The following is a 21,047-nucleotide window of genomic DNA, read 5'->3' as shown; positions in this document are numbered from 1 at the left end:
CGCCACGTCGGCCGCCGGGGCGCCGGACAGGGAAGGCGCGGCGGCCAGCGCCGCCGCCAGGAAAACCAGCACGTCAGATATCCGCGATTACCTGCGGGTGGCGGCAAAGGCGCCCTGGACATTGGTGCCGGCCATGGGATTGCCATCGGGGGTATTGAAGATGAAGGTTCCGGCCACCTCCTGGCCTTGCAAGCCATAGAACTGGCCCGAGATGGCGCTACCCAGGCTGCCCCCGGCCTGGAAATCGCCCGTGAACATGCTCGCACGGCTGTTGATCGTGCCCGAGAACGCGATCGAGCCGAAATCAACAGGCGCGTTGGTGACGGTTTCGACGCCGTTCAGCGCGAGCGCGCCCGTGAACGTGTCGGAGCCAAAGTCCACGTCCATGCGCGAGGTGCCACTGACATCGTAGCGGGCGCTGTTCGACATGCCCGTGCCATAGGCCACGCCTTCATAGCTGGCCGAGCCGGTGCGATTGTCGAGGGCATAGCCGGGGGTCTGGAAGCCATAGACGAACCATTCATGGGCCGGCCCGTTGTAACTGGCCGGAAGCGAGCCCTGCCAGTGCCCGAAGCTGGCATAAGTCAGGGGCAACTGCGAATTGGCCGCGCCGGTCTGGTACAGTTCCAGCGTGACGTCCTGCGTGCCGTAGTACGTATTGTCGAAGGTCTTCTGGTAGGTCCGGAAATTGGCGCGCCCGTCGACCTTGTCCGAGATCGTGAACTGCCCGCCGCTCTGGTCCGAGGAATAGCCGCGGAAGAGGAAGGTCTCGCTGTTCTGCCAGGTCAGGCTGCCACGCGCATACTCGGAGATCTGTGTGATGAAACGCTGTTCCTGGGTCATGTTGGCAAACGACAGGTTGGCGGGCGTCAGCGCGCTGTCCTGCTGGCCGACGATCGAGCCTGTCACCGACATGCCATCCGCGTTCTGGCCGCTGAAGCTGGCGCCCAGTTCCTGCCCGTCCGGTCCGTAGAGACTGCCGTTCAGCGCGCTGGCGACGGTTCCGTCCCAGCCCCTGAAGACGGCCGTACCGGTCAGCGAAGCATCCTGGGAAGAGATCTGCCCCAGGGTCGTGAGCTCGATCCCTCCGCCCGAGATCTGGGACCCGCTCACGAGGCCGTATTCGTTGAGGTAGCTATGGCCGCTGAAGATGCCTTGCGCGAAATCGAAATCGATCTGGCCAGCGCCCATGAAGGCCTTGGGCTCTTCGCCCGGAGCCGTGGACGCCCCGAAGGCCTGCGTTGCATAGGCCGCGCTGCCGCTGCGCGGTGTCGCCGCCGCGTTGGTCGGCAAGCCGTAGGTGAAGCTGATCAGGTCGGCCGACTGGAGCGATCCCTCGACGCGGTTATCCTGAAGCAGGCCCATGCGGACGTAATTCGTCGTGAGGTCGCCAGCATAGCCCTTGGTGATCAAGGTCAGCCGCGTATCGTCGACAAGGTAGACCGTTTCGTTCTCGCTGGTCGTCTGGATATCGGACGGGAGGAACGTGCGCACGATGTCATTGGCCGAGATGGTATAGCCGTTGGTGTCCGCATCGTAGGCAATGGCCAGGCTCACCGGCTCGGGACGGCTGCTGACGCCGGTTCCGGTCGTCATGTCCCAGACCGCGGAAACTCCGGCGGCGTCGTTCGCGAAGCTCTGGTCATAGCGCAGATCGGCAAGGGACGAGTTGGTGGGTGCCGGGGGAGGGGGCACGCTGCCGATAGCGCCGCCGCTGCTGCCGCCCCCGCCGCAGGCCGCAAGAAGACCGGCGAGGGTAGTGCACGCCAAAACACTCTTCAAGTTCATGTAACCGCCCCGTAATATGTCGGAGTTTTCTCTCCATCAATTCAGGGGGGCGTGCAATACTTGTTTCTAAAAGCACGGGTGAAAACCGTGACTTGTGCGAATTTTAACCCTGTACCTTGCGGGCAGCCAGCGCGTCAGGTCGCGTCGGCGCGATAGGCGCTGGGCGGCGTGCCGAAGTGCCGGGTAAAGGCGCGGGTAAAATGGCTGGCATCGCCAAAGCCGAGCGAAAAGGCGATGTCGGTGATCCGCTGGCGCTGGGCGCCCTGGTTGCGGCGCAGGAGCCGCGCAGCCTCGGCCAGCCTTTGCTGGAGGATGAATTCGCGCGGCGATGTGCCGCTGTCGAGAAAGGCGCGCTGGAGGTGGCGTGTGCTGACGCCCAGGGCTTTTGCGACACCGCCCACGCTCAGGTCCGGATCGGCGAGATTGCGCGCGATGAAGCTGGTGGCGGCCCGGTGGAGCGAACGGTGGCCGCTGCAAGGCTCTCCGTCCAGAGGCGCGGGTCCCTCGTGGCAGATCATGTGGAACACGTTTTCCAGCACGGGTCCGAGCCGGGCGTTCCAGCTTTCCTCGTCCACGGCCTGAAGCGCGCGCTTGCTGGCCCGGATGACATCCGAGGCAAAGGCCACGCGCGGATCGGCGGCCGAAAGGTGCCGTCCGACCAATCGCTCGGGATCGGGGTGGCTGCGCGCCGCTACGCTGTAGGGGATCTTGATGAGAATGAGCCCGACGTCCGCGTCCGAACGGCTGATCCAGGGCTTGTTGAGATCGCGTATGACGATGTCGCCTGTCTCCAGGTCGGCCGACCAGCGCGACTGGCTCAGCGAAGAGCGGCCATGGTCGAGGACGGTGAGCATGAGGCAGTCCTCGGCCTCGCGCGCCCAGGGACCGGGGCAGGCCGCCGAGGAGCTGGCCTCGGCCGCGCTGCTCGTGACCACGACAAAGCCGAGCGGGCCCAGGTTGCGGCGATGGATATGGGCGCGAAGACCGCTGTCACTACGCGCACGCACGGTCATTTCCGAGAGCGTCTCGCTCCCGAACTCCGACCAGCGCCGGGTGCGCAGGGGAGGGGCGACATGCTCGGTCGAAAACTCCTGTCCGGATCTGCAGTACACAGGCGTGCTCCCAAAATGTCTTTCGTTCTCAAGGCCTGAACGTCGGCTCCTGGACGTGCGTTCCAGCTTTTCGGCAAGGCTATCACCGTGCGGGGGCAGGTAAAAGGCAGGGCAGGCTCGGCCCATCGCAGCCCCGGCCCGTCGCGCGATGTCGCATAGGGGCAACGCGGCGTCGCCTGCGGTCAAGAACCGCGCTTCGCGAACGGCGAGAAAGGCTCAAAACCATCAAGGAGAGCCTGAAAATGCAGTTTCCATCGCTTCAAGCCAAGATCGACCATTTCGGCGGCGCCCTGCAGATGATGCGCAATTCGCAGACCGGTCCCTACCAGTTCCCCATACCCGCCGAGTTTTCCAACTGGCGCGAGGAACAGCGGGCCTGGCGCGAAGGCGTGGCGCTCATGGACCAGTCGTTCCACATGACCGACCTCTATGTCGAAGGCCCCGATGTCATGGCCTTCGTTTCCAGTCTTGCGGTGAACACCTTCTCGAACTTCGGCGATGGCAAGGCCAAGCAGTTCATCGCCTGCGCCGAGAACGGCTTCCTCATCGGGGACATGATCATCTTCGGACTGGGCGAGCACCTGGTGAACATCGTGGGCCGCCCGACGGTCGCCAACTGGGTGGAGTACCAGGCCGCGACCTCGGGCTTTGACGTGCGCTGCGACCGCGACGAGCGCACGCTCCAGAACGCCAAGCCGCGCAAGACCTTCCGCTTCGAGCTTCAGGGCCCCAAGGCCTGGGCGCTGCTGGAAAAGCTGAACGGCGGGCCGATCGACCAGCCCCGCTTCTTCCAGATGGGGCATCTCTCGGTTTCCGGGCGCACGTTCCGTTCGCTGCGCCATGGCATGGGCGGCGCGCCGGGCCTCGAATTCTGGGGCCCCTGGGAGCTCTACGACGAGATCAAGGGCACGATCCTGGAGGCGGGCGAGGAATTCGGCCTGCGCCAGGTCGGCGCGCGCGCCTATTCGAGCGCGGCGGTCGATTCCGGGTGGCTGCCGTGCCCGCTTCCCGCGATCTATTCGGGCGAGGAGATGCGCGCCTACCGCGAGTGGCTGCCCGCGACCAGCTTCGACGCGATTGCGGCGCTCGGCGGAAGTTTCGTCTCCGATGCGATCGAGGACTACTACTTCACCCCCTGGGAAGTGGACTATGGCCGCCTGATCCGCTTCGACCATGATTTCGTGGGCCGCAAGGCGCTGGAAGAAAAGGCCTCCCAGAAGCACCGCAAGAAGGTCTCGCTCGTCCTCGACAGCGAGGACGCCGCGAAGGTCTACGCCAGCCAGATGAGCCCGGGCCAGAACGCCAAGGCCATGGAAGTGCCGACCGCGCACTACGCCGCCTATCCCTATGACGTGGTCCTCGACAAGCACGACAACGAAGTGGGCGTCTCGACCTACACCTCCTTTATCGCGCCCGACGGCGCCTGGGTGGCGTTGGCCGTGGTGGACGAGGACGTGGCGGCGGAAGGCTCGGAGCTGAGCGTCATCTGGGGTGAGCCCGCGGGCGGCTCGAACCGCCCCACGGTCGAACGGCACGTCCAGACCACGCTGCGCGCCACGGTCAGCGGATGGCCCTTCTCCAAGGTGGCGCAGGAGGGCTATCGCCCGGGGCTTGCCGCCTGAACCTGACCAGATCGTGCGCCTGTCATCCCGATCCGGGGGAGTGTTCTCCCCGGGATCGGGACGCCGGGCTTGCCTCGCCCGGACGCATGGCTCAGGAAGGCCGCCATGAGCGAAGCGTCAAAACCCTGGGATAGCGAACTGGTCTCCAAATGGCTGGAGGCGCGCATCGAGGCCGCAGGCCGCGACCAGGCCGCCGCCGACCGGCGCGGCTATGGGTCGGAGGACGACTACGACAAGGCGGCGGCCGAGGAATGGGCCTGCCGCCGCCTGAAGATGTCGGCTTCCCTGGAGGATCAAGCCACCTTTGCGAGCGCGATCAAGCGTCTGCTCGACCAGGACGACTATCGCATCACCGGCATTCACGACGATCGCCGGGTCGAACGCCACATCCGCGCGACCTTGCGCAAGATTGCCAAGATGACCAAGGCCAACGAAGGGTTCGAGAACCGGCTGCGCTATCAGTGAATGCGCTCAGCGGACCCATGTGATGCGGGAGGAGGGCGCTTGCCTCTGGCGTGTGGTTCCCTATGGCGAGGGAAACCCAGCAAACAGGCGGATAGCATGACAGCACCTTCAGACCACGCAAAGCGCGAACACTTCGCCCATTGCGTCCAGATTTTCGGCGGCCCGGCGGCCTTTTCGCGCCGCATCGGCATTGACGAGCGGGCCATTCGCCGTTTCGCCAACGGTGAGCGCGAACTGAGTGCGGGCCTGCTGGAAGACACCGCCAAGGAACTGCGCCGACTGATCCTCGAGGCGACCGCCGCCGAGGAGGAACTGCGCGCTTCCCTCGATTGAAGTCCCGGCCCCGGCGCTGACAGGCGGACGGGGCCGAGCGGTTTTCAGGGTCCAACGTCCTGCGCGCCCGCCTTCAGCACGTGGCGCGCGCGTTCGCCAAAGCCCAGCTTGCGGGCGACGCGCGTATCCCAGTCGTAGGGATCGGCGTGGACAGAGGGCGTGCCTTCCTCATCCAGAACAACCGTCTGGTAGAGCAGACGGACCGGGATCTCGCGCGGAAGCGCCACGAAGGTTTCCTCGCCGGTCTCGCGCGCGGCGGTCCATTCCTCGCTCAGCCCGGCGTGGCTGGCGATCAGCGCGGCAAAGCCCAGCGCGTCCTCCACCCGCACACAGCCGTGGCTGCGCTGGCGCTGGACCTCGTCGAACAGCGCCTTGGCGGGTGTGTCGTGGAGGTAGATCGCGTGGTCGTTCTTCATGTCGAACTTGACGAGACCGAGCGAGTTTTCGGGGCCGGACTGCTGGACGATCCAGCCATCCTTGCGCGCCATGTTATTGGCGCGCAGGTACGCCGCGCCCTTGCCCGCCAGCTCGTTTTCCTCGATCGAGCGGGGCACGGTCCAGGTCGGGTTGGCAACGAGGCGATAGATGGGCGAGCCCAGCTGGGGCGTCTCGTGGCCCGGCTCGCCGACCACGGCCTTGCGGCGATCGGCCACCTTGCCCTCGCGCCAGTAGGTCAGGCGTCCGGTCGCGGTGTTGACGTCGATGCGGGTGTCCGGTGCCTTGCGCTCGAGCCAGCGCAGCCGCTCCATCGCGACGGCCAGCGCGCGGGCGCGGTCCGCATCGGAAAAGTTCAGGATTTCCAGCGCATCCTTGCCGATAATGCCATCGGGATCAATGCCGTAGTCGGCCTGCATGCGCTTGACCGCCGCGACCATCTCCTCGCTGTAGCGCTGCCCGGCCGCACGGCCCACAGCGCCCGAAAGATACCCCGATGCGGCAAGCTGGCGGGCAATGGCGGGAACCCGCGGGTCCTCGTCTCCGGCTTCGAGCGGTTCCTCGGGCACAGGGATCTCGGGCGAGGGGGCCGCCTTCTTATCTGCGAGCGCGAGATAGGCCTTCGAGAGCGCTTCGTAAGCCCCATCGTGGGGGGCAAGGCTGTCCAGCCAGTCGTCCACGTCGCCTTCTGCCAACGCCTTGGCGAGCCCGGCCTTCAGATCGGGATCGTTGCGCGGTACCGTGTAGACCTCGTAAAGTTCTCCGGGATCGCTGGCGCCCCGGGCAAGCGCGCTGGCGTAGAGGAGCGCGGCCTTCGTCATCGCCGTCTGACCCGCCGCCGATCCGGCGTCCTCGGGTACCTCGAAGCGCACGCGGTCTAGGCCATGTTCGGCCCGCTCCCCGATAGCTTCGCGCAGGTCCTCGATCGATCCGGACGTCCAGCGGGCCTCCCCCTCGGCTTCCGAGGTGCCTGAGCACCCGGCCAGCGCAGCCGCACCGATCAGGGGCAGGATTCCGGTTCTCGCAATTCGCACGCATTTCTCCCTATTCATCAGGGAGGACTAACCGCGCCCGGATGCAAAGGTTGCGCACACAAGTGCGCTCAGGCCCGGTCGGCGTAGATCATCCGGCCTTCGCCCAGGAACGCGAAGACATCGTCGAGTTCCTTCTCGCCTACCGCAAAGCACCCCTGGCTGCGGCCGAGCATGCCGTGTGTGCGCAGCATGTCCGGGTTGGCGTACCAGGCGCTGTGCAGCACGATGGCGCGCTGAAGCGCGTTGTCGTTCGTCGCATCAAGGCCGCTGAGGCGCTGCGAGCGGCCATGCTTGCCCACGTAGTAGTTGGAGGTGACATAGGCCCCCCGGCTCGACGCGTTCGAGCCCACCGCGTTGGAAAAGCTCTGTACGAAGCCGGTATGGGCCGGGTCGGACCCGGAACCGTGCGAGACGAGCAACTGTGTTGCCTGCCCCGCCTCGAGGTCGAGCAGGTGCATGCGGCGCTCCGAGGAGGCCTCGGAAAAGTCGATCAGCGCAATCCGGTCCCGGCGGCGCAGCGAAGAGGCGTGGGTCTCCATCGCCTGCCGCGCCCGCTCCAGGAGGCCCCGGTTCACCGGGAACTCGGCAGGATCGGGTGCCGCGCGCGCGGCCACCTTGCCCGCCTGTGCACCGGGCGCTGCGGCGCGCGCAGAGGGAGCGGCACGGGCGGCCGGATCGGAAGTAAACGCGGAAGATCGGAACAGGAATGCGCCCAATGCGACCGCGCCGCCGGAGCGAACAAGGGCCCGGCGATCAAGTTTCGATTTCAGTTCTGCCATACCCTCAATATAGGCATTCCATCTTTATTTTAAAGGGACGGGAACTTTTCACAGTTCCGCGTAAACTGTTCATAAGTGAACGTTTATTTGCACTTTTCGGGTCATTCCAGACGGTTCGATCCAGAGGCGGGAACCCGAAGGGCAGGGCTGCGCGTTAGCAAGGGATCACATCTCCCCGACCGGCTAGGAGGCCGAGACCCACGTGCTGGCGATACCCGAGGAAACCCGCAAGACCCTCGACCAGGAGAACGACCCGAAGATCGACGGGGACCTCGGGCTCGTGCATGTCGATCCCTCCAGTCCCGGCTTCACGCGCCGGGCGCTGAAGCACGGCTTTGGCTACTACGACACGCACAGGAAACGCATCCGCGACCGCGCGACGATCACGCGGCTCGACGCCATTGCCCTGCCGCCCGCCTATACCGAGGCTTGGTTCGCGCCGGCGGCCAACGCTCATATCCTGGCGACGGGCAAGGACGCCGCCGGGCGGCGCCAGTACCGCTACCACCCGCGCTTTCGCGAATGGCGCGAGACGATCAAGTACGAGCGCATGCTCGACTTCGCCGCCAGCCTGCCCACGATCCGCGAGGAAGTTTCCCGGCACATGCGCCGCCAGGGCCTGCCGCGCGAAAAGGTGCTGGCAACCGTCGTGCGGCTTCTGGAAACCACGATGATCCGGGTGGGCAACGCCGACTACGCGCGGCGCAACAAGAGCTACGGCCTCACCACCTTGCGCTGCCGCCACGTCTCGGTCGAGAAGTCGAACCTGCGCTTCGATTTCAAGGGCAAGAGCGGGCGGAGCTGGCGCCTCAAGGTCACCGACCGGCGCGTGGCGCGGATCGTCAAGGCCATGCAGGAACTGCCCGGCCAGCATCTCTTCCAGTACCTGGACGACGATGGCGAACGCCGGGAGGTCAGCTCCAGCGACATCAACGCGTACCTGCGCGATATTTCCGGACGCGACATCACCGCCAAGGATTTCCGCACCTGGAGCGGCACTGTCCTCGCCGCCATCGCGCTCAGCGAATACGAGCTTTTCGACAGCGACGCCGCCGCCAAGCGCAATATCCGCGAGGCCATCGAAGGCGTGGCCGCACGGCTTGGCAATACGCCCGCCGTCTGCCGCAAGTGCTACATCCACCCCGAAGTCTTCGAGGCCTATCTCTCACGCGAACTGACCGAGGCCGCGCTCGAGAGCATCGCCGCCGAGCTGGAGGAGGATCCGGGCCATCTCGATCCCGAAGAGGCGCTGGTCCTGGCCTTCCTGCGCCGCCGCCTCGGGGCGGGGGCCTGATGCGCCCCGGCGTTTCCTCGCGGAAACTTTCCACTCCCGAGCCGTGGTTGCCAGATCGGCGGCGTGGTGCGATCCTCCCCGCGATGCTTCACCAGTTCTCCCTTGCGTTCGCCTGTACGGCTTGGCGACGGGCCCGCCTCCTGCGCTTCGCCGCGGCGTTTCTCGCGCTCGTCGCGATTGCGCCCGGGCCGGCTTTCGCCCAGTTGGACGCCGCCCTTGGCACGCAGGTCGAAGAGGCCGAAGGCGAGAGCGCGCCGAGCGCCGAGCAGGTCATCTCCGACGAGCAGGACGAAGGCGCCGACACCCGCATGGCCATGCGCATTCGCGGCATCTTCTCCGAGTTACCCGCCTTCCAGGATGTAAAGGTCACGGTGCGCCAGGGCGTGGTGAGCCTGACAGGGACCGTGCCGGAAACCTCCGACATCGCCCGCGCCGCAGGCATCGCCCGGCGCGTCTCAGGCGTGGTGACCGTCGACAGCGCGCTACAGCGCGACCTCTCGCTGGCCGCGAGCGCCGACACCTTGGGCTCGCTTCAGGGGCGCCTCGAACAGTTCGTGCGGGTCCTTCCCCTTGTCGGGATCGCGGTGGCCGTCGCCTTCGGGATTGGCCTTGTTGGCTATGCCCTCGCTGGATTGACCGGGATCTGGCACCGCGTCGCGCCCAACAGTTTCCTTGCTGAACTGATCGCCAGCGCGATCCGCTTCGTCTTCGTCGTTGCGGGTCTGATCGTCGGGCTCAACCTGATTGGCGCGGAAACCCTGCTCGGCGCGGTGCTGGGGGGTGCGGGCCTGCTGGGCCTGGCGCTGGGCTTTGCCTTGCGCGACACGATCGAGAACTACGTCGCCTCGCTCATGCTCAGCGTGCGCCAGCCTTTCCTTCCCAACGACCATGTCGTCATCGACAGCTACGAGGGCCGGGTCATCCGCCTCACCAGTCGCGCGACGATCCTGATGACGCTGGAAGGCAACCACCTGCGCATTCCCAATTCGCAGGTCTTCAAGGCGGTGATCCTCAACTACACCCGCAATCCGCAGCGCCGCTTCCAGTTTGACCTTGGCGTCGATGCCGACGACGATGCGCTTGCCGCCCGCAGGCTCGGGCGCGACACGCTGAAGAACCTGCCATTCGTTCTGGACGATCCGGCTCCTGAGGCCCGCGTACTGGAGGTGGGCGATTCCAACGTCGTCCTGCGCTTCCTGGGCTGGATCGACCAGGACGAGAGCGATTGGTACAAGGCGCAGAGCCTTGCCATCGTGGCGGTCAAGACGGCTCTGGAGGAGGCTGGTTTCGGCCTGCCCGAGCCGATCTACCGCCTGCGTTTCGATCCCCGCTCGGCCGCCGTGCCGCTCCCGCAAGGTCCGGCCCCCGCCGCGCCCGAGGCCGCTGCCAAGCCGTCGCCCCCCTCGTCCGTGCGCGTGGAGGCCGAGGACGTGCGCCCCACCGACGAGATCCGCGACATGGTCGAGGCCGAACGGGCCGCAACCACTGGCGGGAAGGCCGACCTTCTCGATGAAGCGCGGCCCGTCGAATGAACGAACGGGCCGCGCGGATCGGTCCTAGCGGGCCTGAAGCCAGGCCGCGATCTGGGCGCGCTGGCGCGGACGATCGCGCAGCCGCACCTTGAGCTTGGCGAGCGCTTCGCTCACCGGCTTGGCCTGGTCCGCCGGGATCCCGGCGATGTAGTCCTCCAGCGTGCCCACCATCTCGGGATTGGTGCTGGCGCGCACCAGACGGGCCTGGAAGCGCGCACGGCCCGAGCTAGAGACCAGCGTCTCGACCGCGTCTTCATGCCCGCGCACGAAGCTCCAGGCGAGGTCGGGGTGCAGCCCGGCCACGGCCACGATCATCTGCGCGCCGCTGGTGGCATCGGGCGTGCCCGAAATGGCAAGATCCAGCGTCCTTTGCGCCAGGTCGGCGTCCTTCGCCTCGCCCAGCGCGGCGTAGTACAGCTGCCGCTCGACGATGGAATTTGCCTTTTCAGCCAGCGACTTCATCAGGTCCCAATCCTCGGGCGAGGCGTTCGCTGCGGCGACGGCCAGCCAGGTCGACTTGAGCGGACCGTCAAGGGCATCGGGATTGGTGGCGAGCGCCTGGAAGCGGCTGCGCGCCTCTGTCACGACGGCCGGATCGCCCATGCCGCCAAGGTCGCGGATGAGTTCGGAGCGAAGCGCGGTATCGGTCAGGTCCTCGCCCTCGCGCGCCTCGAAGCCAAGCGCGGCCAGGCGCGGCCCGTAGGTCGCCGAAGCCAGGTCGCGCAGCTGCGCCTTGGCCCCGTCATCCTCGAGGATTTCGTGGAGCGCGGCATAGAGGCTGGCGACATTGCCCGCCAGCACCGGATCGCTGTCGGCCGGAACCGCCGCGATGAAGTCCATGCCCACCGCAAGGTCCTGATAGCCCGCCATCGCAAGCGCGAGATTGTCACGCACGAGGCCGTACTGGTCGATGGCCGACAGACCTGCAAAACCGTCGAGGATACCGCCCAGAGCCTCCTCGCCATAGAGCGTGCGGTAATATCCCAGCTGCCCCGAATTGATGAGAGCCGGGCCGCAGCCTGCGATCGTCACCTGGTCGGTCTTGCCGGTCATCAGGTGCTGCACCGGCTCGCCTTCGCCCGCGCTCAGGAGCAGGGGGATCGGCCAGGTCTGCGCGCTCGTGCCGCTGGTATCTTCAAGCGAGAACTCGCCCTGGGCGAGCTCGAGCGTGGTCTTGCCCGCCGCGCATGTCGCCGAAGTCACCCGCACCAGCGGAACCCCGGGCTGCGTCGTGAAGGCCTGGGCGATGCGGTTGATGTCCGTGCCGCCAGCCTGCTCGATGGCGCTCCACAGATCCTTGCTCTGCGTGTTCGAGAAGGCGTGGGCCTTCATGTAGCGGCGCAGGCCATCGCGCCAGGTGTCGGGCCCGGCGTAGTGTTCGAGCATGGTGATGACCGCCTGGCCCTTCTGGTAGGTGATCCCGTCGAAGGCCTGCTCCATTTCCGCGACGGTGCGCACGTGCTGGACAACCGGGTGCGTGGTGGCGAGCGCGTCCTGCGACATCGCGCCCTCGCGCCCGTCGATCTGGCCCAGGAGCCAGTTCCACTTCGGGTTGAAGTGGTCGGTCGCCTTGGCCGCCATCCAGCTGGCAAACCCTTCGTTCAGCCACAGGTCGTCCCACCAACCCATGGTGACGAGATCGCCGAACCACTGGTGCGCCATCTCGTGCGCCTCGACGCTGTAGATGCCTTGCTTGAGCCCGGGGCTGGTCAGCTTGGGATCGAGCAGGAGGAGGCGCTGGAAGGTCATGATCGCGCCCCAGTTCTCCATCGCGCTGAAGAACTGCGAAGCGCCCGGCGCGGCGACGTTGTCGAGCTTGGGCAGGGGAAAGCGCACGCCGAAGTAGTCGTCGAAGTAGGGGAGCAGCTCGGCCATCGAATCGCGCGCGTAGGTCATCTGCGCGCCGGTGCCCGTGGGCCCGACAATGCCGGTCTCGACTCCGTCGGCCGCCGTGATCGCCGAGCGTTCGAAATCGCCGCTGGCAAAGAAGAGCAGGTAGCTGCTCATGCGCGGCGTGGTTTCGAAGGTCACGCGCTTGGTGCCGTTGCCCAGGTCCTCGCTCGTCGCGACCGGCATGTTGCCGATGGCCATGTCGCCTGTGGGCACCACGGCGCTCAGATCGAAGGTCGCCTTGTAGCTGGGTTCATCGAAGCTGGGCACGAAGCGGCGCGCATCGGGGGCCTCGAACTGGGTGAAGAGGCCGCGCACGTCCTTGCCGGTGGCAGGATCGGGATAGTCGAGCGCGAAAAGCCCCGCCGCCTGCGTTCCGATGGGCCCGGTATAGGCGATATCGAGGCGGTAGCGCCCGGCAGCAATCGTCGCGGGCGCAGCGAAGGTGAGGGTCTGCGCCTCTTCGTCGGCACTGGGCGTCAGCGTGATCGGCGCGCCGCCGCCTTCGGGGAGCAGGGTGGCTGCGGTGACGGTCAGCCCGTTGCCGTTGAGCGTGAGCGAGGGGGTGGCCTCGAACACCTGGAGATCGATGCCCACGCTCGCGCCGAAGGAAAGCGAGGCGGCGTCCGGAACCAGTTGGATCGTGTAGTGCAGCGGGCGCGCGGTGCGCGGCAGGCTGCTCGGGATCGTCTCAGGCAGCGGCGCGAGCTTCGCGTTCTCGGCCGAGATCGAAGGCATCGCAACATCGCGGGCCGAAGCGTTCTGGCAGAGCATGAAGGCGAGAACGGCGGCGGCCGTGGTGGCGCCTGCGCGAAGTTTGCGACGCATGTTTGATGTCTCCTGTCATGCGGGGGAAGGGGGCGGGCGGGAGCCTAAAGGGAATTTTCGTTCGTTGCCAGCCCCGAAGATTGCGCGCTTGCGGAAGGACCTTACGCAGCGTCCTGAAATCGGGCGCATTTCGGGGTGTACCTATCGGAGTCTATGATTGATAGCCCGCATCCTATAAATCAAATTGCCTTGAATAATGATCTATAGGAGGGCATTCCTTCGATCATGCACTGGAACTGGCAACAGCCCGACTGGCCTGACTTCACCTACGATCCCGCCGCGCTGCGCGAGGCAGAGGACCGCTTCCTCAAGGGGGCAGGGGTAGTTGTCGGCGCCATGACCCATCTCGCCCCGCAGGACCGCGAGCAGCTGACCATCGCGATGATCGCGCAGGAGGCGGTCGACAGCTCGGCGATCGAGGGCGAAGTGCTCGACCGGGCGAGCGTGCAGTCCTCGGTGGCCCGCCACCTGGGCATCAAGGCCGACACCCGCCGGGCCAATGCGGCCGAGGCCGGAGCCGCCGAGCTCATGGCGGACCTCTACCGCACCTATGCCGAACCGCTTAGCGAGGCGATGCTTCTGCGCTGGCACGCGATGCTCATGAACGGACGGCGCGATCTGCATGAGATCGGCAGCTACCGTAGCCATGCCGACCCGATGCAAATTGTCTCGGGCGCGCTGCATGCGCCCAAGGTCCATTTCGAGGCGCCGCCCTCCGCGCAGGTCCCCGGCGAGATGGACCGGCTCATCGCCTGGTTCAACGAGACCGCGCCCGCAGGCCAGGTGCGAAAGGGGGCATTGGTGCGCGCAGGGCTCGTCCATCTCTGGTTCGAAACGATCCACCCCTTCGAGGACGGCAATGGCCGTATCGGCCGGGCGCTTGCGGAGAAGGCGCTGGCGCAGTCGCTCGATGCCCCCGCCATCACCGCGCTTGCCGAAACCATCCAGCGCCGCCGCAAGGCCTATTACGAGGAGTTGCACCGCGCGAGCCGCTCCAACGCGGTGGACGCCTGGTTGGCCTGGTTTGCCGACACGGCGCTGGCCGCACAGGCGCGCAGCCGGGACCACGTGGCCTTCCTGATCGCCAAGACACGCCTGTTCGACCGCCTGCGCGGCGCGATCAACGAGCGGCAGGAGAAAGCCTTGCTGCGCATGTTCGCGCAAGGCCCCGATGGCTTCGACGGGGGCCTGAGCGCGGCGAACTACCGCACGATCACGGGCGCACTCTCGGCCACCGCGACCCGCGACCTGGCCGAACTGGTTGCGCTGGGCGCGCTGCGCCGGGAAGGGGAACTTCGCTACACGCGTTATTATCTGGCCCTCGGCGACTTGGCCTCGTGAGGCGATAATACTTCTTATGTTAAATATTGAGCCGGTGGGCGACAGGTTTGGGATCCGGGACTTGGCCCCCGTCACTTACCTACAACCGTAAAAGAGGCCTGCTAAGGCGCCCGCCATGTCGTTTCCACTTTATCGGACGAGCGCAGGCTGGAATCGTCGTCTCGCAGGCCGCCCTGCGCCATCAGGCCTCCCATCGCCCATCCTCCGCCAGCCTTCCCAGGCCACCACGCGAGAAGCCCGCCTTCTGGCCTATGCGGCGGGAAATTTCGGCAAGAACATCACCTTCTCGGGCGCCGAGATCACGTTCCTGTTTCTGCTCACCGAATTGCTCGGCCTGCGCGCGGCCACGGCGGGTGGGCTCATGCTGCTGGTGCTCGCGGGCGACCTCGTCTTTGACCTCCTCGCCGCGCGCATCGTCATTGCCATGCAGGCACGCGGGCGCAGCTACCGCTGGCTGATCGTGGCGGGAGCGGCACCTTGCGGTCTTGCCTTCGCAGGTGTCTACGCTCTGCCCTTCTTCTCAAGCCAGATCTTTGCCGGAGCCCTTCCCGTGGCCGCGATGGCGCTGGTGCTGGTGCTCTTTCGCGGGGCCTATGCGGTGATCGACGTCCCGCACAACGCCCTGATGACCCGGGTCAGCGCCGACAGCCGGGTGCGCGCCCGCGTCTCGGGATATCGCCGCCTGTTCTCGTCCTGCTCCTCGCTCACCATCGCCCTTGTCCTCACGCCCATCGTGCAGGAGGCCGGCACGACCGGCAACCATACCCGGCTCGCGCTGGCCGGCGGGCTGGTCGGGCTTGTCTTCACCGCGACCATGATCGCGAGCGCACGCTACGCGCCGGGCACGGCGGATAGCAGCGCTACCCCCAGCGCACCGCGATGCCGCGACGGCCTGCGCGTGCCATTGCGCGCGCCGCTGGTCCTCGCCATGCTCGCCCTTGCCGCGCTGACCGGCTTCGCCCCGCCCGCTTTCGAGCGCATGTTGCTCTACATGGGCGAGCACGTGCTCGCCGCGCCCGGGCTGGTCACAGGTATCCTCACCGCGATCACCATCGGCCAGTTCGCCGGTGTCGCCGCCTGGACCGCGCTGACCGCGCGCATCGACAGCACCCGCCTCCTAATGCTGGGCCACGCGACCTGCCTTGCCGGCCTTACCCTCTTCGCGCTGACCGGCATCGCCTTTCCGATGGGCACTTCGGCGCCCCTCCTCGCCAGCGCGCTGGTCATGGGCTTTGGCCAGACCGCGATCTACATGCTGCCCTGGAGCCTGCTCGCCGATGTCGTCGACGCGCTGGAATGGCAGTTCCGACGCCGCTTCGAGGCCGGGCTCTTCGCGATCTTCCTCGTCGCCATCAAGGCCAGCGGCGCGGCTTCGACGGCCAGCCTGGGCCTGCTCCTCGACCTTGCCGGATATAGCCCCGGAGACGCCGCGAGCCCTGCCGTGCGCGGCGCGATTCTGGCGCTGGGCCTCGCGCTGCCCGCCGCGGGAAGTCTCGCCGTCATTGCCGTGCTGACCCGGGTGAGGCTCGGCCATGCCCGCCATGCCCGGATCCGGCGCGCGCTGGTCTGGCGGGAAGGAAGGCAGTAAAGGGAAGGCAAGGGGTCATCACCCCTTGACCCCATGACCGGGCGACCTCGCCTTTCATGCGCCACGTCGGCTGAGAACGGTGAGCTCGCCCGGTTTGGGGAGCCCGAGGGCCATTGCCCTCGGAATCTTCAAAACCCAGCAGGCGCACTTCCGGTTTCGGGATTGAACGCCGGATTGGCAAAATCGATGGGCGAGGGATCGACCGTGGCCGGGTCCTGCGCGCTCTCTTCCCAGGCGCGGCACAGCATGTCGCGCAACATGGCAGCGGCCGAACCCGTCTGGGTGAGGATCAGTTCGCGCACGTCCGCATCGGAAAAGTCGCCGAACTGGTCGCGCTTCTCCAGTTCGTAGACATAGCCGACCTTGTCCCCGGCCGTATCGAGGTAGGCAAGAACGGCGTCGAACATATCGCCCTCACCATGAGCCCTGGCGGGCATCTGCGCGGTGACATCGGCCGCGCTCAGGTCCATCGCATCGACGAAGCGGCTCTCGAAACGGCCATGCACCGACCTGCTGGTGGTATAGCCCTTCGGGTTCTCCCCCAGCCAACCATCGGCGTGGACCGAATCGTGCATCGGGTTGCCCCCGTCGCCGATGTAGTGGCCCAGGCGGATCGCGTGGAACGCGCAGTGGCGTTCGGGCACCGAGGCATCCCCGCCCGCGGCCCTGGCCGCGCGAACCTGGCGCATGCACACGATCAGCCGCTCATAGGTTTCCATGGCGGCGTAAGGCAACGTGCCGGTCCAGCGCACGTTGGTCCGCGCGGCCGCAGCCGGATCGCTGTCCTTGATCGCCTCGCGGTGCTTGAAGAGCGCCAGCACGAACTCGTAGCGCGAACGCGGGATCGGATCGAGGAAGGTGAACTGCTCGCGAAACCAGCCATGGTTGGGGTCTTCAGCGATCTTGGAGAAGCCCTCATCGTTTCCGCGCCAGGCATCGGGATAGCCCGCCGAGGCGGCGATGTAGTCCTCATAGTCCTGAAGGAACACCGGGCCATCGGCGGGAATCGCCTCCAGCGCCGCGCGGTCGATCATCTCGTGCCCGCGTCCACCCCAAGCCTGGGCGGAAGGGGCAGTGAGAACGAGCGCGGACGAAACCGCCAGCGCGGCAAGGGTAAGTTTGCGCATCATCGCGAAGATCTCCTCAAGGGTCGAGCGGGTCGCGCGGGTCCACCCGCAGCGAACGGCGCGAAGGCGTGAATTCGAGCGCGGTGGGCGAGAGGCGCTGGCCCACCGTACCGGGCTGGTAGCCAAGCTCGTCGGTGTTGCGCTGCGTGAACGCGGCGCTTTGGATGTAGGCACTCTGGCCCGCGTTGCTGACGATCAGCATGGGCCGATCAAGCGGGGCGCCCAGCATCGCCAGACGGCGCGCCGCGTTGCGCAGGTTCGTCGTCGTGTGGCGCGCATAAGGCTCGATCACGATGGCCTCGGGCGCGATGGCGTAGCGTTCGATGAGCGCGCGGCGCATTTCCTCGGCCTCGGCAAAGCGGGTCTCGCGCGGGTGTGCGCGGCCGCCGGATAGGACGATGAAGCCGATGTCGCCGTGCGCGAAACGGGTCGCCGCAACGCGCAGGTGGTACTTGCCCAAGGGGCTGAGCGGCTGCCCTTCCACCTCCGGGCCGATCCCGGTCAGGATCATCGCCGGATAGGTCGTGGCCGACCAGTCGAAACCCTTCGCCCGCGCCATGGCCGGGGCGTTGAGCCCTTCGGCGATGGGTTCGTAGCCGATGGCATCGGTGCGATCGCTGGTGTCCAGGAGCGCGATGGCAAATTCCAGACTCGGGTCGAAGTCCTGCACCGAGCCCTCACGCACCACGCGCGACAGGCCTGAAGCCCCTTGCAGGCGGGCCTCGCGTTCGCGCGCATCGATGGCGCCCGCGCCGTCGATCTCGGTGTAGACCGGACGCGCGCCCAGGGCATACGTGCGGATGATCGTGTTCAAGCCCGCCAGTTCGCGGCGCACCTGCGCGGCCACCCCGTCATCGAAGACGCCCGGCGCTTTTGCGTCGAGCCTTGCGGCCAGAACCTGCGCGCTCGTCGCGATCTCCGCCTCGCTCCATATCTGCGAATAGGCGAGGCAGACAAGATCGCGCGCGCAACTGTCCCGGCGCGCGGCGCGGGCTGCCAGGATCTGCGCCAGCGCGGGCTCGGCCTGCGCGGAGCGCACATTGCGGGCGTCCCCCAAGAGTGGAAAGAGACGCTGCGAAAGCCGCTCGCTCACACGGTCACGCACCACGCCGGTGCGAACCGCCCCGGCATGTGCCGGGACGGTTGCGAACGGGAGAGCTCCGGCAAGGGCCGCAACGCCCGCCAGCGCCAGGGCCAGATGGGCCGTCCGGGCCACCCTTACAACTCCACGCCGACAACGAGGCGCACGTTGCGCCCGAAGATCGGGCGGCCGTAGATGGCCTCGGAACTGCCCTGCCCGCTGATCGAGTCGGTACGGGTGTTACCCTCGGTCAGGCCCTTCTCGTTGAACAGGTTGTCGCCCACGACCTGCGCCGACCAGCGCCCGTGGCGTACCGTCACGCCCGCGCCCACGGTGCCGAAGGCCGGCAGCGCGGTGTTGTTGTAGATGTCGACGTAGCGCTTGGACTGGTAGGTGTAGCGCCCGTAGACCGAGATCTCGGTCTCGCCCGCCAGGAAATCGAAGCTCGGGCGGATGTTGCCGTAGACCTTGGGCTGGCGGGTGATCTGCTTGCCTTCAGCCAGTTCGGGATCGGCGCCGTTGGTGTTCTGGAAGTTCTTGTACTGCGGGTCGCTAACGGTCAGCGCGGCGTTGAGCGTGAACCAGGGGACAGGCTTGAAGGCGCCGTCGAACTCGATGCCCTTGACCTGCGCCTCGCCCACGAAGGGCACGTTCACGTCGTTGCGGCCCGTGGTCGGGTCGAAGGCGAGGAACGAGGCGTTGTAGGGATCGTAATTGGTGTAGAAGCCCGTGACGTAGAGATAGGACTGCCCGAAGGCGAGCTTGAGCCCGGCCTCGAACTGGTCGATCTTGGTGGTCGCGATGGTCGGGTTGATCGACATCGCCACCTGCACGTTGTTGGGCGTCTCCATGTGCGAGGCGCGCCCGTAGACGCCCACCTGCGAAGAGAAGTCGTAATTCGCGCCCACCGTCCAGTTGGTCGCGTTGGGCGAAAGGCCGCCATTGACGATGGTGCCGTCAAAGGCGCGGGTCATGTCGTCGGCCAGCGTCGCAGCGTCGCCCAGGTCCACCTGGACGGTGTTCGCGGCCCAGCCATCGAAGCTGTAGCGCTCGTGGCGGATACCGGCATCGATGCGCAGGCCCGGGGCCAGTTCCCAGGTGTCGTTGGCGTAGAAGGCGATGACGGTGCCATCGCTGTCGCCTGCGTTGAGCGTGGCCGCCACGTTGAGCGCGCCGTTGTCGGTCACCCGGCCCATCACGCCGCCTTGTGCATCGTAGGCGACAAGATCGAGCGTCGCGGGCTGACCGGCCACCTGGATCAGGTAGTTCTGGTAGAGCTGGAACTTGTCCTCGCCATAGGCGCTGGCGTAGACGCCCACTTTCAGGTCGTGGCTGCCGATGCCGGTGTCGAAGCGCTTGGCGACCGAGAGGTCACCCTGCGCGGAGTAGAACTTGGACGCGACGTTGCGGTACTGGCCCTGCATGACGAGGCCGGAATCGCCGTAAGGGTCATAGGCCGTGTTCGTGCCTGCCAGCACATAGCCGAGCGAGGCCGGAGCGCCCCAGGCCGCGCTCGCGCGGTCCGCGTAACCGGCCGCAAATTCGTCCGCATCGGCCGGGTTGGTGGTCGAATAGAACGCATCGAAATCCAGCTTGCCCTGCGTGTACCCGGCCTTGGCCGAGACGAGCCAGCCATCGAAGTCGCCTTCGTACTGAACCCCGAAATTGAACAGGCGCATGTGGCGGCCATCGGCAAGGTCACCGGTGCGGCTCTGGAGGTTCCCGTTTCCGTCCTGGTAGCGCAGGTTCACGTTGCGGAACGCGGGCGAGTTCATCGTGCCCTTGAAGTAGTCGATATAGGGATCGAGCGAGACCGAGGGATCGCGCGGGTCCGAAATCGGGATCGGCAGATAGAAGACATTGTGATCGTTGACGTAGTTCGCGGTGACCTTGACCGAACCGTTGTCGAAGTCGTGCTTGATGTTGGCGCGCACCTGCCCGCCCCGGTCGTTGGGGAAGCCGTTGTCGCGGTAGCCGTCATGATGGCGCAGGAAGCCACCGATGGCGTAATAGGTGTCTTCGCCCAGCGGGCCGGACTGCATGGCGTCAAGCCGGTAGAGACCCGTGTCGCCCAGCGTCACCTGCGCCTTGCCGCGCGAGACGTCGCTGCCCGTCACCGTGATCTGGTTGACGATGGCCCCCGAACGGCTCGCGTAGATCGGCGCCGGACCGCCACGCACGACTTCGACGCGCTCGGTCATCAGGTCGTACTTGATCGCCGCGTCGCCGCGCCAGAAGTAGCCGTCGTTTTCGTGAAAGACGGTCAGGCCGTCCTGCTGGAAGCTGGTGACACCGTCGCTCGGCAACCCGCGCACGCGGTAGATGTTCTGGACCTCGCCGCCGGTGATCTCGGTCTGGAAGCCGGGAACCTGGCCCACCAGATCGGCGAGGTTGACCGGCGCGATCTTGGCGATTTCCTCATCGTCCAGCGTGTTGACCGCGTAGGACACATCGAAGCGGCGTTCCGCGCGCGTCGAACCGGTGACGATGATCGTGTCCGAGCCGCTCTGTACAGCGCCGGTGGCCGCCGCATCGGCCGTGGCGACAGGCGCGGTCTGGGCCAGCGCCGGCGCGCACATTCCGGCCATCAGGCCCACACTCAAGGCAGCGAGCGCGCTGGAGCGCACGAGATCGGTTTTTCAGCATATACCCCTCACGTTTCGACAGTCCGCAGCGCAGGCGGCGCGCGGTGACGAGGGGCCCTCTGGCCGCGCTTTGTGACCCATTTAAATATTTTTTGAAAAATAAAAAAATATGACTATTCCGCGACTCTCCACGCGCGCAACGGCAGGGAGACG

15 protein-coding genes are annotated in these 21,047 nt (G+C 66.5%); 7 read left to right on the top strand and 8 right to left on the bottom strand.

Going from position 1 to position 21,047, the window contains the following annotated elements:
* Positions 1-87: 87 nt before the first annotated feature.
* Together MTR65_RS15890 and MTR65_RS15885 are read right to left on the bottom strand one after the other, a co-directional pair.
* The gene (locus MTR65_RS15890; RefSeq protein ID WP_243801914.1) at positions 88-1,788 is read right to left on the bottom strand and encodes a transferrin-binding protein-like solute binding protein; all 1,701 of its coding nucleotides are present in this window, start codon (positions 1,786-1,788) and stop codon (positions 88-90) included.
* A 134-nt stretch (positions 1,789-1,922) separates the two neighbouring features.
* Positions 1,923-2,900 carry an AraC family transcriptional regulator gene (locus MTR65_RS15885; RefSeq protein ID WP_243801911.1) on the bottom strand — a complete coding sequence of 326 codons (978 nt, stop codon included), beginning with the start codon at positions 2,898-2,900 and terminating at the stop codon, positions 1,923-1,925.
* 242 nt (positions 2,901-3,142) lie between these two features.
* On the opposite strand from MTR65_RS15885, the gene MTR65_RS15880 reads away from it, so the two are divergent.
* The 3 genes from MTR65_RS15880 (at position 3,143) to MTR65_RS15870 (ending at position 5,320) form a co-directional block, all read left to right on the top strand.
* The gene (locus tag MTR65_RS15880) at positions 3,143-4,522 is read left to right on the top strand and encodes an aminomethyl transferase family protein (RefSeq protein WP_243801909.1); all 1,380 of its coding nucleotides are present in this window, start codon (positions 3,143-3,145) and stop codon (positions 4,520-4,522) included.
* Between the two features lie 105 nt (positions 4,523-4,627).
* Positions 4,628-4,987 carry a hypothetical protein gene (locus MTR65_RS15875; protein WP_243801907.1) on the top strand — a complete coding sequence of 120 codons (360 nt, stop codon included), beginning with the start codon at positions 4,628-4,630 and terminating at the stop codon, positions 4,985-4,987.
* Positions 4,988-5,083: 96 nt separating this feature from the next.
* On the top strand, positions 5,084-5,320 hold the full coding sequence (locus tag MTR65_RS15870) for a hypothetical protein (protein WP_039396329.1): 237 nt from the start codon (positions 5,084-5,086) through the stop codon (positions 5,318-5,320).
* A gap of 44 nt (positions 5,321-5,364) precedes the next feature.
* Here MTR65_RS15870 and MTR65_RS15865 read toward each other — a convergent pair whose 3' ends face one another.
* Both MTR65_RS15865 and MTR65_RS15860 read right to left on the bottom strand, forming a co-directional pair.
* A complete protein-coding gene (locus MTR65_RS15865; protein ID WP_419145055.1) occupies positions 5,365-6,789 on the bottom strand; it encodes a L,D-transpeptidase family protein in 1,425 nt (474 codons plus the stop codon).
* 68 nt (positions 6,790-6,857) lie between these two features.
* A complete protein-coding gene (locus MTR65_RS15860; RefSeq protein WP_243801905.1) occupies positions 6,858-7,568 on the bottom strand; it encodes a murein L,D-transpeptidase catalytic domain family protein in 711 nt (236 codons plus the stop codon).
* Positions 7,569-7,770: 202 nt separating this feature from the next.
* Here MTR65_RS15860 and MTR65_RS15855 point away from each other — a divergent pair, with 202 nt between their 5' ends.
* Positions 7,771-8,862: a DNA topoisomerase IB gene (locus tag MTR65_RS15855; RefSeq protein ID WP_243801903.1), complete on the top strand. Its 1,092-nt coding sequence runs from the start codon at positions 7,771-7,773 to the stop codon at positions 8,860-8,862.
* 83 nt (positions 8,863-8,945) lie between these two features.
* Positions 8,946-10,394 (top strand): mechanosensitive ion channel family protein, encoded by a 1,449-nt coding sequence (locus MTR65_RS15850; RefSeq protein WP_243801901.1) that lies wholly within the window; start codon positions 8,946-8,948, stop codon positions 10,392-10,394.
* 24 nt (positions 10,395-10,418) lie between these two features.
* Here MTR65_RS15850 and MTR65_RS15845 read toward each other — a convergent pair whose 3' ends face one another.
* Entirely contained in the window at positions 10,419-13,112 is a 2,694-nt protein-coding gene (locus MTR65_RS15845) for a M1 family metallopeptidase (protein WP_243801898.1), read from the bottom strand.
* 225 nt (positions 13,113-13,337) lie between these two features.
* Here MTR65_RS15845 and MTR65_RS15840 point away from each other — a divergent pair, with 225 nt between their 5' ends.
* The gene (locus MTR65_RS15840) at positions 13,338-14,453 is read left to right on the top strand and encodes a Fic family protein (protein WP_243801896.1); all 1,116 of its coding nucleotides are present in this window, start codon (positions 13,338-13,340) and stop codon (positions 14,451-14,453) included.
* A 115-nt stretch (positions 14,454-14,568) separates the two neighbouring features.
* Entirely contained in the window at positions 14,569-16,041 is a 1,473-nt protein-coding gene (locus MTR65_RS15835; RefSeq protein ID WP_243801894.1) for an MFS transporter, read from the top strand.
* Between the two features lie 128 nt (positions 16,042-16,169).
* On the opposite strand, the gene MTR65_RS15830 is transcribed toward MTR65_RS15835, so the two are convergent.
* The 3 genes from MTR65_RS15830 to MTR65_RS15820 are packed head-to-tail and all read right to left on the bottom strand — an operon-like array spanning position 16,170 to position 20,837.
* Entirely contained in the window at positions 16,170-17,171 is a 1,002-nt protein-coding gene (locus MTR65_RS15830; protein WP_243801892.1) for a phospholipase C/P1 nuclease family protein, read from the bottom strand.
* Between the two features lie 13 nt (positions 17,172-17,184).
* Positions 17,185-18,384, bottom strand: coding sequence for a YdcF family protein (locus tag MTR65_RS15825; RefSeq protein WP_243801890.1), 1,200 nt, complete (start codon positions 18,382-18,384; stop codon positions 17,185-17,187).
* A gap of 2 nt (positions 18,385-18,386) precedes the next feature.
* Complete coding sequence (locus MTR65_RS15820; RefSeq protein ID WP_243801888.1) at positions 18,387-20,837, bottom strand: TonB-dependent receptor; 2,451 nt, start codon at positions 20,835-20,837, stop codon at positions 18,387-18,389.
* Positions 20,838-21,047: the final 210 nt, after the last annotated feature.

This window comes from Novosphingobium mangrovi, from assembly GCF_022818885.1.
GTDB lineage: Bacteria > Pseudomonadota > Alphaproteobacteria > Sphingomonadales > Sphingomonadaceae > Novosphingobium > Novosphingobium mangrovi.
The sequence above is the reverse complement of the archived record's forward strand: the minus strand, read 5'-3'. Positions and strand labels throughout refer to the sequence as shown.